This is a genomic window from Cupriavidus sp. 22TCCZM04-2, assembly GCF_057798895.1.
Genome location: NZ_JBYOJS010000005.1, coordinates 38,989 through 52,715, shown reverse-complemented (window position 1 = coordinate 52,715; position 13,727 = coordinate 38,989). Strand labels below are relative to the sequence as shown.

Here is a 13,727-nt window from a genome sequence, read left to right as displayed (position 1 = left end):
CGATCCGCGCTCGGCCAACTTGAAACGATGCCGTGACGCCCCGCATGCCTTGCAGGGGCGCGAACCGGCACGCCGATTCCAGGAAGAGACGACATGAACCGACGCGAGTTCCTGCAGGTGCTGGCCATCGCCGGCGCCGGTGGCATGAGCTTTCCTGCCAGCGCGGCCCAGGCGGCGAAGTCCGCCGAGGCCATGTACGACCTGCCGCGCTTTGGCAATGTCCACCTGCTGCATTTCACCGACTGCCATGCGCAGCTGCGGCCGGTGTACTTCCGCGAGCCCAACGTCAACCTTGGCATCGGCACCTATGCCGGCAAGCCGCCGCACCTGGTCGGCGACGCGCTGCTGCGCCACTACGGCATCCGCCCCGGCACGCCGCAGGCGCATGCGTTCACCTACCTGGACTTCAACGAGGCCGCGCAGCGTTATGGCAAAGTCGGCGGGTTTGCGCACCTGGCCACGCTGGTCAAGCGCATGAAGGCCAGCCGGCCTGGCGCGCTGCTTCTCGATGGCGGCGACACCTGGCAGGGCTCCGCCACCGCGTTGTGGACCAAGGGCCAGGACATGGTCGACGCGGCGCTGGCACTAGGCGTCAACGTCATGACGCCGCACTGGGAAATGACGCTCGGCGCCGACCGCGTCAAGGAAATCGTCGAGAAGGACTTCAAGGACAAGGTCTCTTTCCTGGCGCAGAACATCAAGACCAACGACTTCGGCGATCCGGTCTTCGATCCATACGTGATGCGCGACATCAATGGCGTGGCCGTGGCCATCATCGGCCAGGCCTTCCCGTACACGCCGATCGCCAACCCGCGCTACTTCGTGCCGGACTGGACCTTCGGCATCCAGGAAGAGAATCTGCAGCAGGTCATCGACGATGCGCGCAGCAAGGGTGCGCAGGTGGTGGTGCTGCTGTCGCACAACGGCATGGATGTCGACCTGAAGCTGGCGTCGCGCGTGCGCGGGCTCGACGCGATCCTGGGCGGCCATACGCATGACGGCATGCCGGCGCCGGTGCCGGTGAAGAATGCCGGCGGCACCACGCTGGTCACCAACGCGGGCTCCAACGGCAAGTTCCTAGGCGTGCTTGACTTCGACGTGAAGAACGGCAGGGTGACGGATTTCCGCTACCGCCTGCTGCCGGTGTTCGCCAACTACCTGCCGGCCGATCCTGCCATGGACGCGCTGATCAAGAAGGTCCGCGCGCCGTATGAACAGAAGCTCGGCGAAGTGCTTGCCGTCAACCGCGGGCTGCTGTACCGGCGTGGCAATTTCAACGGCACCTTCGACCAGCTGATCCTGGACGGACTGATGGAGGTGCAGGGCGCGCAGATCGCGTTCTCGCCGGGCTTCCGCTGGGGCACCACGCTGCTGCCGGGCGAGGCCATTACCATGGAGCACCTGATGGACCAGACCGCCATCACCTATCCGTACACCACGGTGACGGACATGAGCGGCGAGACCATCAAGACCATCCTCGAAGACGTGGCCGACAACCTGTTCAACCCGGACCCGTATTACCAGCAGGGCGGCGACATGGTGCGGGTGGGCGGCCTGCAGTACACCATCGATCCGAACGCCGGCATGGGCAAGCGCATCAGCGACATGCGCCTGAACGGCCAGCCACTGGATGCAGGCAAGACCTACAAGGTGGCCGGCTGGGCGCCGGTGGCCGAAGAGGCGCGCCAGACCGGCGGCGCGCCGATCTGGGATGTCATGGCCCAGTGGCTACGCCAGAGCAAGGAAGTCAGCGCCCGCCCGCTGAACCAGCCGCGCGTGGTCGGCATGGAGCGCAATCCGGGCATGGCGGCGTGATGTTGCGTGCGGTCATCACCCGGCCGGTACGGATTGAAGCGCCAAACGGAAGTAAGCTACAATCATCCGCGACGGGCCGATAGCTCAGCTGGGAGAGCGCTGCGTTCGCAATGCAGAGGTCGGGAGTTCGATCCTCCTTCGGTCCACCAGATACAAGAAGGGCTCGGAATTCGTTCCGAGCCCTTTTGCTTTTTGCCTACCGCTTTCTTCGCCGTGCCTCACGCCACCCGCGGTCCCCGCCGCGCCTTCAGCGCCGAAGGCCGTACCTGTTGCAGCGCCCGCAACGACTGCAGCGCATCCTCCACCGCCTCGATCCCGTCACGCAGCCGTGCCGTGGCATAGCCCAGCCGGCTTTGCATATCCGGGTCCGGCGCGGACAAATGCTCGAGCGCATCGACCTCAGCCTGCATCTGGCCGACCAAACGGCGCAATTGGGATGTGCTATGCGAAGCAAGCGACCGGATTGCCATGCGAACTCCTTGGACGTCGACATCGGGGGCGCAATTTGTACGGTAGTACGTCACAGCAGGATCGCCAGTGCTGTTACGTCTCCATACACCTGTCTCGTCTCTTGCAGGCGACGGCAGCCGCTCAGTCCGTCGCCGCGTGCGCCACGTCGGCCGGAACCTGCCGCGCGGGGCGAATCAGCAGGATCAGCGGCACGACCAGCAGCGTGGCGATGAACATCAGCTTGAAATCGTTGAGGTAGGCGATCATCGATGCCTGCTGGTTGATGGCATGGTTCAACGCCAGCAGGTCGGTGCGCGAGCCGTTCGCGACCATCGACTGCAGGTTCGGGTTGAAGACGCTGACATGCGCGGCCAGGTCGGCGTGCGCGACCTGCGTGTTGCGCGTCATCAGCGACTGGAACACGGAGATTCCGATGCTGCTGCCGATATTTCTCACCAGGCTGTAGGTGGCAGTGCCATCGGCACGCAGATCCGGCCGCAACGTGGAAAATGTCAGCGCGCTGAGCGGCACGAATACCAGCCCAAGCCCGAAACCCTGGATCACGCCGGGCCAGACGATATCGGACATCGACAGCACAATGGTGTAGTGCATCATCTGCCACAGGGCAAACGCGGAGATCAGGAACCCCGACAAGAGCAGCAGCCGCGCGTCGATGCGTCGCAGCAGGCGGGCCGCCAAGAGCATCGCCACCATGGTGCCGGCGCCGCTTGGCGCGGTGACCAGGCCGGTGGTGGCCACGGGATACTGCATCAGGCCCTGCAGCATCGGCGGCAGCAGCGCGCGCGTCGCGTACATGACCGCGCCGATGACGAAGATGAAGCAGGTGCCGGTGGCGAAGTTGCGGTCCTTCAGCAGTTCATAGCGGAAGAAGGACTTCGAACCGGCGGTGGCCGTGTGCACGACGAAGTAGGCGAAGCTCACGACCGCCAGCAGCGCCTCGATGCGGATTTCGAGCGAGCTGAACCAGTCGAGCTGCTCGCCGCGGTCCAGCATGGCCTGCAAGGCGCCGATGGCCAGGCTCAGCGTGGCAAAGCCGAACGCGTCGAACCGGACTTCCCGGCGCGGCGGCCGGTCGGGCAGGAAGGTCATGACCCCGAACATCGCAAACGCGCCGATCGGCACGTTGATGAAAAACACCCAGCGCCAGTTGTAGCTGTCGGTCAGCCAGCCGCCCAGCGTCGGGCCGAGGATCGGGCCGACCATCACGCCCATGCCCCAGACCGCCATGGCCTGGCCTTGCCGCGAGGGCGGGTTGATGTCGAGCAGGATGGACTGCGACAGCGGCACCAGCGACGCCCCGAAGATCCCCTGCAGCAGGCGCGCTGCCACGATCTGCGGCAGCGTGTCGGCCAGTCCGCAAAGGGCCGAGGCCACGGTGAAGCCGCCGATGGCGAGCAGCAGCAGCTTTTTCACGCCCAGGCGGTCCGACAGCCACCCGGTCAGCGGCGTGGCGATGGCCGCCGCCACGATGTACGAGGTCAGCACCCACGTGATTTCGTCCTGCGATGCCGACAACGCGCCCTGCATATGGGGCAGCGCGACGTTGGCGATGGTGCTGTCCAGCGTCTGGATCAGCGTGGCCAGCATGATCGATACCGTGATCATCGGCCGGTTCAGTGGCGTGTCGGCGCCGGCCTGCCGGGCAATGGAAGACATGGAGGGCGTGGGGTGCGCGATTGATAAGCGTGCTTATTATATGGCCGGTCAGGCGTTGTACGCCGGCTTCCAGCGAGCCGTGTGCCGGCCCGTTCACTGTCATGGTTCTTCGGCTATAGTCGCGCGATGGAATCGGAATCGGAAAAACGCCTTGGCTTCCTGGTCACCGACGTGGGCCGCCTGTGCGGCAAGCGCTTCGACGACCTGGCGAAGTCCACGCTGGACCTCACGCGCGCGCAATGCCGCGCGCTCGCCTACCTGGCTCACCACGGCGAGATCAACCAGGCCAGCCTGGCCGACATTCTCGAGGTGGCGCCGATTTCGGCGGGGCGGCTGCTCGACCGCATGGAGGAGGGCGGCTGGATCCTGCGCCGGCCCAACCCGGACGACCGCCGCGAGCGTCTCGTGCAGATGACCGGCAAGGCCCGCAAGGCGCTGGACCGGGCGCGGCGCGTCGGCGACGAGATCGCCGGCGAAGCCATGCGCGGCTTCACGCCCCAAGAGCAAGAACAACTGATCACCCTGCTGCAGCGCGTGCGCGCCAACCTGGTCGACGCGGTGGAGCGCTGAATCATCATGCCCCTTCAGGATCCTTCCGTGCGCCGCGCAGCGGACGCACACGCCGATTACCTTGCCGGCCGGCGCAGCACGCTGGTCAGTGTCGCGCTCAATATCGGGCTAAGCCTGGCCCAGGCCGTGGCCGGGCTGTGGGCGGGCTCGCAGGCGCTGCTTGCCGACGCGCTGCACTCGCTGTCCGACCTGGTGTCGGACTTCGTGGTCCTGCTGGCCGGGCACCACGGCCGCAAGGACCCGGACTCCGATCACCAGTACGGCCACCGACGCTACGAAACCGCCGCCTCGCTGGTACTGGGCTGCCTGCTGCTGGCGGTCGGGTTGGGCATGCTGTGGTCGGCAGTCGGCAAGATCCAGCATCCGCAGGGTGCCCAGGCGGTCAAGCCGATCGCGCTATGGGTGGCCGCGGTCGCGCTGCTGTCCAAGGAGCTGCTGTTCCGCTACATGCTGGCCGTGGCCAAGCGGGTGCGCTCTGGCATGCTGGTGGCCAATGCCTGGCACGCGCGCTCGGATGCCGCGTCCTCGCTGGTGGTGGCGCTGGGCATTGGCGGCAACCTGCTCGGCTATCACGTGCTCGATCCGGTGGCCGCCGTCGTGGTGGGCCTGATGGTGGCGCGCATGGGCGCGAAGTTCGGCTGGGATGCGCTCAATGACCTGATGGACCGCGCCGCCGATGCCGAAACCGTCGAGGCTATCCGGCACACCATCCTCGAAACGCCGGGCGTGCTGGGCGTCCATGACCTGCGCACGCGCAAGATGGGCGACCAGATACTCGTCGACGTGCATCTGGAAATCGATGCCACCCTCACGGTTGCCCAGGGCCATGCCATCGCGGCCGAAGCGCATCGGCGCACCGTGGTCGCCCACGGCGTGCTGAACGTCATGACCCATGTCGATCCGGTATACACCTTCGCGTCCCGGGCGCCGCGCTGAGCGTCCTGTGGATATCCACGCTCCGGCCTGGGGATAACTCCACGGGAAAGCTGTGCCCCGCCTGGGGGTGCGCTGTGAGCCGTATACGGACAAGACGAGCGTCGTTTTTGCCGACGTATACGGATGGTCCCGGATATCCCGGTGCACCGGCCATCGCTCCAAAGGGTTATCTCTATTGCAACCTCTTGATCCGAAAGGGAAAAGAGAGGTTATCCACGCCAAGGGAGACGTTTACCTACTACTACTATCTACGTATACGTAAACAGTATTAAAGACAGCAGGCAGATCATTCCTGTCGCCGAAGAATCAGGTTTACAGATTCGTGCCAACCGCGGCGTATACGTGCCGCACCTCTTCTTTCCAAGCGTTGCTCCCTAAAGCTTGCCGCGCGGTGTTGCCGCAATCGGCCACGCTCAGCTTTGACCTGTGGGTGCTCGAAGTCGTGGCGATCAACCTGGCGGCGCGTTGGTGCGACCGCCTGCTGCTGCTTTCAAAGGGCCGCACGGTAGCGCATGACGTGCCGGCGCAGGCGCTGACGCCGCAGATCCTCGAAAGCGTCTACTCGATGCCAGCGCCGGTGTCAGTGGGGGATGTCCCGGCGGTCACGTTCTGCCTGCCCTGAGTACCGGGCAGTCTGCCGGCATGAGGTTCCCTAGCGCGGCACCTTGAACGCCTTGCGCGCGCGCAGTGCTTCGGCCCGGGCCCAGCAGCCGTCCTGGTGGTCGTTGACGAGCCCCATCGCCTGCATCAGCGCGTACATCGTGGTCGGTCCGACAAAGCGCCAGCCGCGCCGCTTCAGGTCCTTGGACAGCGCCGCCGATTCCGGCGAGGTCGCCATGGTGCGCAGGACTTCCGGCGTCAGCACCCTGGGCCGGCTGGCCGGGTCGGGCTCGTAGCGCCAGAAATAGGCCGCCAGCGACGATTCCGTTTCGAGCAGTTCCGCCGCCCGCTGCGCATTGTTGATGGCGGCTTCGATCTTGCCGCGGTGGCGCACGATGCCAGCATCGCCGAGCAGGCGCTGGATATCGCGCTCGCCAAAGCGGGCCACCTTCTCGATGTCGAAATTGGCGAACGCCTTGCGGAAGGACTCGCGCTTGCGCAGGATGGTCAGCCAGCTCAGCCCGGCCTGAAAGCCTTCCAGGCAGAGCTTCTCGAACAGCCGGCGATCATCGTCGACCGGATAGCCCCATTCGTTGTCGTGGTAGTGGCAGTAGTCTTCCAGCGTGCCGCACCAGCCGCAGCGCACGCGTTCGGCGGCGGCTTCCTGTTTACTCGTCATGCGTGCCTTTCCATGGCCCCGGGTTTGTCATGGCCGGCGGCGCGCTTGCGCGGTGCCGGCGCCAGCCGGTGATCATGCTCCTGGCCAGCTGTTTGCGGAAGGCCGGAATCGGACATGCCGATTGCGGCAATGGTGCTCAGAAACTTGCCGCGAGCCCGAACGACACGCCGGAGACGTTATTGCCGAACACATACCGCACCACCGCCCGGATCCGCGTGACGAAAACCTCATGGGCGCTGGTGTCCAGTTCCAGCCCGGTGCCGAGCGTGGTCAGGTAGTTGAAGCCGAGCACGCCGGCCTGGCTGCCGAGATAGTGCGAATGGGAAAGCTCCAGCACATAGCGCACGGGCCGGTCCAGCGCGTGCCAGCCTGTCGGCGCACGCCAGCGGGCGTACAGGTTGGCGGTTTGCGCGGTGGCCGTGCCCGTCACGCCGGAGGACGAGCCGCCAAAGCTCTGTAGGTGGATATTGGTGTAGCGCAGTTCCAGGTCGATCTCGTGGGTATCGCGGTAGTGCTCCCAGTCGAGCATGACGGAGCCGCCGAGGCCGTAGGCGTTCAGGGATCCGTGCTCAAGGAAATTGATGCTGGCATCGGTGTTCCGCTCGATCACGAGTTCGCCCACGCGGAGGTCGCTGGAGACGTTGCCGAGCGAAGCGTTGAAAATCGGCCGGAATACCAGTTCCTTGTTCTCGGTCAGCGGGAAGTCCCATCCGACGCCGATGGTCCCGGAAAACGTGTTCCACCTGACCGGCAGCGGGCGGGATTCGGCGCCCCGGGTGGCGACGAAGGTCGGGTCGTAGCGGCTGTAGGCGATCGCCCCTTCCAGGTAGAGCGGGAACGACTTGCTCCAGGTGAAACCGCCGCCCAGCTGCCACATGAAGACGCCGGGATTGTCGGTGGCCGCGTTGTTGATCGACAAAGAGCTGGAAGCCAGGTCCGGCACGACCGAGTACGACATCAGCGTGAGCACGCCGTTGGCATGCTTCTGCACATTGGTGCCGATGACCTGGAAGCCGTTCGAACCCTGCGCCTGTGCCCATACCTGCCCCGGAATCAGCGAGAGCGAACCCGATAGGGCCAGGCAGGCCGGCAGGGCCGCCGCGGCCCTGCGAATTTGCTGGAATGCGGACATTCGAGTTGCCGGGTAGGGTTCCGAATCCGGCGCCGTGCTGCGCGCGCCTCACCGGTGGTGCATTCTAGCTAGGGATGATGCCTGCTGTATGAGGTCTGGTGCGCCTGCACGAATCTTTTCAGATCACCCGTCGCAAGGTTTCACATGGATGCTGCGCGGCTATCCCGCAGGGCGGCGGCGTGGCGGATGGGATGCCGGGTCCGGCTCGGCCTGCGGCGGCAGCGCGGCGCGCTTGCGCGTGAACCACAGCAGCGCGGCGCTGGCCAGCCACCCGGCGACGAATACCGTGTCTCCCGCATGGTTGATCCAGTAGGACGCGCCGGGCGTGCCGAAGACGGCATACAGGACGGCGGCCGGCATCCGCGCGGCAATCCATAGCGCGACAGCCGGCGCGCTGGCATAGGCGCCGGGCCGCCACCAAGGGGCGGGGATTGGTGCGGGCCGCCTGTGGCGGCGCGGAATGCGCTGGACCACGAAGATCTCCCTCTCGCCGGGTGATGGTTGGCGGCGTGCGTCGTGGGCCGCGCGCCGGATGAGCCGGAACAGGCTCCTCGCAGGCATCGTATGCCTTCTGCCCGGCCCCCGGGACACAGGGACGATGCGCTGTGTGGGACATCCCACGAACGCTGATGCAAGCCCATTCAATTTTTTTGCACGAAGTGTCCGCAAATGCGATCCGCCGGGCAGCCCCTTCTTTGTCAAACTGAGTTCATTCCACGAAAGGCTTTGAAGGTGATTGCCATGCTTCCCTCGATCTACGTCTCCCACGGTTCGCCCATGCTGGCGATCGACCCGGGCCCGACCGGGGCCATCTTCGACGCGCTTGGCGCAAGCTTGCGCGCGCAGCGGCCGCGCGCGGTGCTGGTGATCTCGGCGCACTGGATCTACAGCACGCTGGCGGTCAGCACGCGTGAACGGCAGGAGGCGTGGCACGACTTCGGCGGGTTTCCGCGCGAACTCTACGCGCTGCGCTATGACGCACCGGGCTCGCCCGACCTGGCCGCGCGCGTCAAGGCGCTGGTCGAAGCCGCCCACATTCCGGGCGCGGGCTTTGTCGGCTTTGACGAAGAGCGTCCGCTGGACCACGGCGCCTGGATGCCGATGCGCCACTTTGTCCCCGATGCCGACATCCCCGTGGTGCAACTGGCGCTGAACCCGTACCTGGCGCCGGCCGTGCAGATCGAGATCGGCCGGGCGCTGGCGCCGCTGCGCGACGAAGGCGTGCTGGTGCTTGCCTCGGGCAGCTTCACGCACAACCTGCAGGAAGTGTTCGGCGGCGGCCGGCGCGCCCAGCACGGCCCCGCGACGGAGCCGTATGTCGATGCCTTCCGCAACTGGATGCTCGACGCGCTCGACGAGGCGCTGGCGAGCGGCGATACCAGCCGCATCGCCGATTACCGCGCCCAGGCGCCGCACGCGCGCCGCGCGCATCCGACCGACGAGCATTTGCTGCCCTTCTACGTGGCGCTCGGCGCCGCGCTGGGCCCGCGCGAGGCCGGCATTGCGCAAGCGCCCGCGGATGTGGCGCGCGTCGCGGACGAAGTGACATATGGCGTGCTGGCCATGGACACCTTCGTGTTCAACGGCCTGGGCGCCGGTGCGCAGCCACCCGTGCGCGCCGCCGCCTGAGTCTAGCGCTTGCGCGCAGGCAGGTAGCGTCGCGCCGAGCGGGCGCCTGCCAGTGCGATCCACCCCATGGTCAGCGCCACCACGGCCAGTCCGGCGCGCAGGCTGGCCAGGTGCGCCACGCCGCCGATCAGCACGGGGCCCAGCAGCAGGCCCAGGTACGCAAAGCGCGCCACGCGCGCGATCGCCTCGGCCGGGGCCACGCCCGGCAGGCGCGACGCCGCCACGAAGAAGATCGGCACCATATTGGCCGCCCCCAGCCCCATCAGGCTGAAACCCGCCAGCGCCGCCACGGGCACCGGCACGGCCAGCGCCAGCGCGATGCCGGCAAAGCCCAGCCAGGCGCTGGCGGTCAGCGTACCGGCTTCGCCGAAACGCGCGCGCAGGCGATCGCCGCCGAAGCGTCCGCACGCCATCCCGCCCGAAAATGCCGCATAGCCAAAGCTGATCCAGTCCGTCGGCGCCATGGCGACCTCCCGCATGTAGACGCTGGACCAGTCGTACATCGCGCCTTCGCCGATCAGTCCCAGGAACGCCAGCAGGCCGAGCAGCCACAGCGCGCGCACCGCGTGATCCCGATGGTGGCCGGCCGTCGGCAGCACCGGATGGTCGGCCAGCAGCCCCGGCGCCGTACCAAGAGCGATAGCGGCGGTCAGGCCCGCCATCATCGCGGCATGGACCAGCGGCGGCACGCCCAGCGACAGCATCAGCCCGCCAACCGCAGCGCCGGCCATGCCGCCCAGGCTGAACATGCCATGCAGCGCCGACATCACGGGCCGGGTGCGGCTGGCCTCCACGGTGGCGGCCTGCGCATTCATGCCCACGTCGAACGCCGCGTTGGCCATGCCGAAGACCAGCAGGGCGGGCAGCAGCAGGCGGAAGTCGGGCATGGCCATGATGACCACCGTCGCCAGCGCGTAGGCCAGCCCGCTGGCCATCGACGCCCGCGCGCTGCCCACGCGCGCGACCCAGCGCCCGACCGGCCCCATCGCGGCGATCGCGCCGCCGGCCACGGCCAGCATGGCGATGGACAGCATCGCGTCGGACAGGCCGAAGCGCGCCTTGATGGTGGGGATGTGCACGCCCCACGTCGCGAACGTGGCGCCGTTGACGAAGAACAGCGCCATGGTGCCCCGGGTGGCGCGGGACACGCGTTGGGGCGATGCGGCGGGAACGGTGGACGGCGGCGATACGCCGGGACTCGACTCGGACATGGCGAGAACTGCATGGCGCGCGCGCCAGGCGCGGCCTTTGGCAAAGGGGCCATTGTCCCGCATTGCCATGATGGCCGTGTGAAAGGGAAAGCGCAAAAACCCGCTTCAGTCCATCACGCGCAGCAGGCCGCGCCGGTGCAGCGCGAACGCAAACGACAGCAGGGCCGCCAACCCCAGCGCCACCATCGCCCACAGCATCAGCCAGTAGCCCCCGACCGCGCGCCAGAGTAGCGCGCCCAGCCACGGCGAGGCGGCCTGCATCAGCAGCACGGGCGTCATCATCAGGCCGTTAAGGGTGGCGTAGTGATGGCGCGAGATCAGCTCCGGCATGGCCATGGCGCGCAGCATGGTGTTGACGCCATTGGCACAGCCGTAGAGCACCGCCGCGACCATCAGCCAGGCACCGTGCCCGAGCGCCATGCACAGCAAGCCGGTGGTCATCAGCGCGTAGACCGGCACGGACAGCCGCACCCGGTGCCGCACAGAAGCGCGCATCATCAGCAGGCGGCCCACCACCTGCGCCGGGCCGATCAGCGCGGCGACCGCGAGCTGCTGGCCCAGCGGCAGGCCCTTTTCGGTCAGCATCGGGATCAGGTGCGCGCCGAGCAGCGACGCCACCATGATCGTTGCCGTGAAGGCCAGCACGACCGCCCAGAACACCGGCTGGCGCAGCGTGGCGCGCGCGATGCTGTGGCCGGCGGCATCGCCCGTGGGCAACGGCGAGGCCGGCTGCACGGCCGCGTAGCTGGCGTGCAGCGTGTAGCGCAGGCGCGCATGCAGCGGCGCGCAGACCAGCAGGTTGAGCGCGGCAAAGCCGACCAGCGTGAGCCTCCAGCCGACCAGCAGCACCAGCCATTGCGCCAGCGGCACGAAGATCGTGCTGGCAAAGCCGGCCATCAGCGTGACCGTCACGATCGGCTTCTGGTAGCCATCTCCGTACGCCTGGCGCAGTACCACGAAGGCGGGTTCATAGAGCGTCGTGGCCATGGCCAGGCCCAGCGGTACCCACATCAGCAGGAACATCGTGGGAGAGGGCGACCACGCCCAGAGCAGCAGCCCGGCCGCGCCCAGGAGCGAGCCGGCGCCCATCACGCGATTCGCCGGCATGCGGTCCAGCAGCCGGCCTACGGCAAACGAGCATAGCGCCCACACCAGCAGCCCGAGCGAATAGCCGCCGGCCAGGAACGGTTTGGAATAGCCCAGCGTGCGCGTCATGGGCTCGATGAAGACCGTGAAGGCGAAGTACAGGGTGCCCCACGAGATGGTCTCGGTCAGCCCGAGAATCCAGACCAGCCGGCGTGGCGGCGCGGCTGTGCTCGCGGTGTCGGCGGGAACGGCAGGCGGGGCGGAGTCCGCGTCGGGCGTGGCGTCGGTTCGGATCATGGCGCGCCCGGCGCTTGGGGAACTGGCGCTGCGGGCTAAGCGGAAATTGTAGCGACCACCGGCGCGCCGTGGTGACGCTCAGGCACTTTCGGCCGGGCCTTTGAGTTCGACCACATTGCCATCCGGGTCCTTCAGGTACAGCGACGGCCCCTTGCCCTCGGCGCCGAAACGCTGCTCCACCGCACCGGTCTCCACGCCGTGGCGTGCCAGCGCGGCACGGATGGCGTCGGCATCGAACGGGTCGATGCGCAGGCAGAAATGGTCAAGGTTGCGGCCCTCCGCGCCGGGGCCCGCACCGCCGGCGCGGCCAAGCGGGCCATCGAGCGAGACCAGGTCGATCAGTCCGCTGCCCGCGCGCAACTGTGTCAGGCCGAACGCGGGCTGCTCGCGCTCCACGCTGCAGCCAAGGACATCGACGTAGAAACGCCGCAGCCGGTCCACGTCGGCGGTACGCAGCACCAGGTGGTCGATACCGAGGATGCGGAACATATCAGGCTCCCGGTGCGGCGTTCAGTGGTGCAGGCCGTCGTAGTCGATGACCTTCAGCGCGTCCAGGTCGACGTTGTCGAGGCAGCGCACATTGATCGCCGCCATCGGCTTGCCGTCCTTGTCCTGCCCATCCGCATACGGCCCGCAGCCGCATACCGCGCAGAAGCGGTGCGCGATCTTCATGGTGTTGAAGCGGTAGGTCGACGCGTTTTCTTCCGGCGTCGCGAGCTTGAACTCCAGGCGCGGCACGAACCACAGCAAGTGCCCGCGCCGGCGGCAGATCGAACAATTGCAGCGAATCACGCTGGGGATGTTGTCGGCCTCCACCTCGAAGGCGATGGCTCCGCAATGACAGCTGCCGTGGAAAGTCATGTCGTCTCCTTGTTTTGGCCGGACGCATGATGCGTCGCATCAATCCGCGCATTGTTCAGTTTTTGACAGTTTAGTCGCGCGGCCAGTGCCACAATGCCCGCACGCATCAATCACGACAGGCGACCCAGCCGCCAAGGAGACCAGCATGAGCGACACTCACGTGCCCGCGCACGCCACTTTCAGCCACATGGAGCACGGCACCCGTGAGGACTGGGCCGCCATCTCCGCCGAGTTCATGCCGTTCGCCAAGGCCTTGCCGGACCGCGTGCTCGCGCACCTGCGCCTGCTCGAAGGCGATTGCGGCGGCTTTCCCGTGGACCGGCTCACGCACTCGCTGCAGACCGCCACGCTCGCGCACCGCGATGGGCGCGATGAGGAATACGTGGTGTGCGCCCTGCTGCATGACATCGGCGACACGCTCGGCAGCTACAACCACCCCGATATCGCCGCCGCCATCCTCAAGCCCTTCGTCAGCGCGGAGAACCTGTGGATGGTTGAGAAGCACGGCGTGTTTCAGGGCTACTACTTCTTCCATCACCTGGGGCTGGACCGCAACCTGCGCGAGCAATTCCGCGGCCAGGAAGAACTGTTCGAGCGTACCGCGGAGTTTTGCCAGAAATATGACGCGGCCGCTTTCATGACGGATTACGACACGCTGCCGCTGTCGTTCTTCGAGCCGATGGTGCGGCGCGTGCTTTCCCACCCGCGCAACTCGATGTATGTGAAGCCAGGGGAGAAGGCGCTGGCGAAGGCGTAGGGAAAGCCGCAACCGCAAGCCGACCGT

The 13,727-nt window shown here is 67.0% G+C and carries 15 protein-coding genes and 1 tRNA gene; 7 read left to right on the top strand and 9 right to left on the bottom strand.

Features of this window, described 5'->3' with window-relative positions; genetic code table 11:
- Positions 1-93: 93 nt before the first annotated feature.
- Together soxB and AC3FKG_RS10255 are read left to right on the top strand one after the other, a co-directional pair.
- Complete coding sequence (soxB, locus tag AC3FKG_RS10260) at positions 94-1,815, top strand: thiosulfohydrolase SoxB (RefSeq protein WP_488742991.1); 1,722 nt, start codon at positions 94-96, stop codon at positions 1,813-1,815.
- Positions 1,816-1,888: 73 nt separating this feature from the next.
- Positions 1,889-1,964: transfer RNA gene (locus AC3FKG_RS10255), tRNA-Ala, on the top strand.
- A gap of 69 nt (positions 1,965-2,033) precedes the next feature.
- Here AC3FKG_RS10255 and AC3FKG_RS10250 read toward each other — a convergent pair.
- Both AC3FKG_RS10250 and AC3FKG_RS10245 read right to left on the bottom strand, forming a co-directional pair.
- Positions 2,034-2,285: a hypothetical protein gene (locus AC3FKG_RS10250; protein ID WP_483709723.1), complete on the bottom strand. Its 252-nt coding sequence runs from the start codon at positions 2,283-2,285 to the stop codon at positions 2,034-2,036.
- A 121-nt stretch (positions 2,286-2,406) separates the two neighbouring features.
- Positions 2,407-3,942 (bottom strand): DHA2 family efflux MFS transporter permease subunit, encoded by a 1,536-nt coding sequence (locus AC3FKG_RS10245; RefSeq protein WP_488742990.1) that lies wholly within the window; start codon positions 3,940-3,942, stop codon positions 2,407-2,409.
- Between the two features lie 126 nt (positions 3,943-4,068).
- On the opposite strand from AC3FKG_RS10245, the gene AC3FKG_RS10240 reads away from it, so the two are divergent.
- From AC3FKG_RS10240 to AC3FKG_RS10230, 3 genes are all read left to right on the top strand, one after another.
- Positions 4,069-4,512: a MarR family winged helix-turn-helix transcriptional regulator gene (locus tag AC3FKG_RS10240; protein WP_483709721.1), complete on the top strand. Its 444-nt coding sequence runs from the start codon at positions 4,069-4,071 to the stop codon at positions 4,510-4,512.
- Between the two features lie 6 nt (positions 4,513-4,518).
- Positions 4,519-5,448, top strand: a complete 930-nt coding sequence (locus AC3FKG_RS10235) for a cation diffusion facilitator family transporter (protein WP_483709719.1) — start codon at positions 4,519-4,521, stop codon at positions 5,446-5,448.
- A gap of 394 nt (positions 5,449-5,842) precedes the next feature.
- Positions 5,843-6,070: a hypothetical protein gene (locus tag AC3FKG_RS10230; protein WP_488742989.1), complete on the top strand. Its 228-nt coding sequence runs from the start codon at positions 5,843-5,845 to the stop codon at positions 6,068-6,070.
- A gap of 30 nt (positions 6,071-6,100) precedes the next feature.
- Here the strand turns inward: AC3FKG_RS10230 and AC3FKG_RS10225 are convergent, their stop codons facing one another.
- The 3 genes from AC3FKG_RS10225 to AC3FKG_RS10215 form a co-directional block, all read right to left on the bottom strand.
- Positions 6,101-6,727: a DNA-3-methyladenine glycosylase I gene (locus tag AC3FKG_RS10225; protein WP_483709717.1), complete on the bottom strand. Its 627-nt coding sequence runs from the start codon at positions 6,725-6,727 to the stop codon at positions 6,101-6,103.
- Between the two features lie 136 nt (positions 6,728-6,863).
- The gene (locus AC3FKG_RS10220) at positions 6,864-7,859 is read right to left on the bottom strand and encodes a hypothetical protein (RefSeq protein ID WP_483709716.1); all 996 of its coding nucleotides are present in this window, start codon (positions 7,857-7,859) and stop codon (positions 6,864-6,866) included.
- Positions 7,860-8,018: 159 nt separating this feature from the next.
- Positions 8,019-8,420, bottom strand: coding sequence for a hypothetical protein (locus tag AC3FKG_RS10215; RefSeq protein ID WP_488742988.1), 402 nt, complete (start codon positions 8,418-8,420; stop codon positions 8,019-8,021).
- 180 nt (positions 8,421-8,600) lie between these two features.
- Here AC3FKG_RS10215 and AC3FKG_RS10210 point away from each other — a divergent pair, with 180 nt between their 5' ends.
- Positions 8,601-9,488 carry a DODA-type extradiol aromatic ring-opening family dioxygenase gene (locus AC3FKG_RS10210; protein ID WP_488742987.1) on the top strand — a complete coding sequence of 296 codons (888 nt, stop codon included), beginning with the start codon at positions 8,601-8,603 and terminating at the stop codon, positions 9,486-9,488.
- Positions 9,489-9,490: 2 nt separating this feature from the next.
- On the opposite strand, the gene AC3FKG_RS10205 is transcribed toward AC3FKG_RS10210, so the two are convergent.
- The 4 genes from AC3FKG_RS10205 to AC3FKG_RS10190 form a co-directional block, all read right to left on the bottom strand.
- Positions 9,491-10,612, bottom strand: coding sequence for an MFS transporter (locus AC3FKG_RS10205; protein ID WP_488743099.1), 1,122 nt, complete (start codon positions 10,610-10,612; stop codon positions 9,491-9,493).
- Positions 10,613-10,804: 192 nt separating this feature from the next.
- A complete protein-coding gene (locus AC3FKG_RS10200; RefSeq protein ID WP_488742986.1) occupies positions 10,805-12,082 on the bottom strand; it encodes an MFS transporter in 1,278 nt (425 codons plus the stop codon).
- Positions 12,083-12,160: 78 nt separating this feature from the next.
- Positions 12,161-12,571 carry a VOC family protein gene (locus AC3FKG_RS10195; RefSeq protein WP_483709709.1) on the bottom strand — a complete coding sequence of 137 codons (411 nt, stop codon included), beginning with the start codon at positions 12,569-12,571 and terminating at the stop codon, positions 12,161-12,163.
- Between the two features lie 21 nt (positions 12,572-12,592).
- Entirely contained in the window at positions 12,593-12,943 is a 351-nt protein-coding gene (locus tag AC3FKG_RS10190; protein ID WP_483709706.1) for a GFA family protein, read from the bottom strand.
- A 145-nt stretch (positions 12,944-13,088) separates the two neighbouring features.
- Between AC3FKG_RS10190 and AC3FKG_RS10185 the strand changes: the two genes are divergently transcribed.
- Positions 13,089-13,700: an HD domain-containing protein gene (locus AC3FKG_RS10185; RefSeq protein WP_483709704.1), complete on the top strand. Its 612-nt coding sequence runs from the start codon at positions 13,089-13,091 to the stop codon at positions 13,698-13,700.
- Positions 13,701-13,727 lie beyond the last annotated feature (27 nt).

Bases quoted from the DNA above. Each gene is read 5' to 3' on its own strand.
- soxB (WP_488742991.1), top strand. From the start codon at position 94: ATGAACCGACGCGAGTTCCTGCAGGTGCTGGCCATCGCCGGCGCCGGT.
- AC3FKG_RS10250 (WP_483709723.1), bottom strand. From the start codon at position 2,285: ATGGCAATCCGGTCGCTTGCTTCGCATAGCACATCCCAATTGCGCCGT.
- AC3FKG_RS10245 (WP_488742990.1), bottom strand. From the start codon at position 3,942: ATGTCTTCCATTGCCCGGCAGGCCGGCGCCGACACGCCACTGAACCGG.
- AC3FKG_RS10240 (WP_483709721.1), top strand. From the start codon at position 4,069: ATGGAATCGGAATCGGAAAAACGCCTTGGCTTCCTGGTCACCGACGTG.
- AC3FKG_RS10235 (WP_483709719.1), top strand. From the start codon at position 4,519: ATGCCCCTTCAGGATCCTTCCGTGCGCCGCGCAGCGGACGCACACGCC.
- AC3FKG_RS10225 (WP_483709717.1), bottom strand. From the start codon at position 6,727: ATGACGAGTAAACAGGAAGCCGCCGCCGAACGCGTGCGCTGCGGCTGG.
- AC3FKG_RS10220 (WP_483709716.1), bottom strand. From the start codon at position 7,859: ATGTCCGCATTCCAGCAAATTCGCAGGGCCGCGGCGGCCCTGCCGGCC.
- AC3FKG_RS10215 (WP_488742988.1), bottom strand. From the start codon at position 8,420: ATGCCTGCGAGGAGCCTGTTCCGGCTCATCCGGCGCGCGGCCCACGAC.
- AC3FKG_RS10210 (WP_488742987.1), top strand. From the start codon at position 8,601: ATGCTTCCCTCGATCTACGTCTCCCACGGTTCGCCCATGCTGGCGATC.
- AC3FKG_RS10205 (WP_488743099.1), bottom strand. From the start codon at position 10,612: ATGGCGCTGTTCTTCGTCAACGGCGCCACGTTCGCGACGTGGGGCGTG.
- AC3FKG_RS10200 (WP_488742986.1), bottom strand. From the start codon at position 12,082: ATGATCCGAACCGACGCCACGCCCGACGCGGACTCCGCCCCGCCTGCC.
- AC3FKG_RS10195 (WP_483709709.1), bottom strand. From the start codon at position 12,571: ATGTTCCGCATCCTCGGTATCGACCACCTGGTGCTGCGTACCGCCGAC.
- AC3FKG_RS10190 (WP_483709706.1), bottom strand. From the start codon at position 12,943: ATGACTTTCCACGGCAGCTGTCATTGCGGAGCCATCGCCTTCGAGGTG.
- AC3FKG_RS10185 (WP_483709704.1), top strand. From the start codon at position 13,089: ATGAGCGACACTCACGTGCCCGCGCACGCCACTTTCAGCCACATGGAG.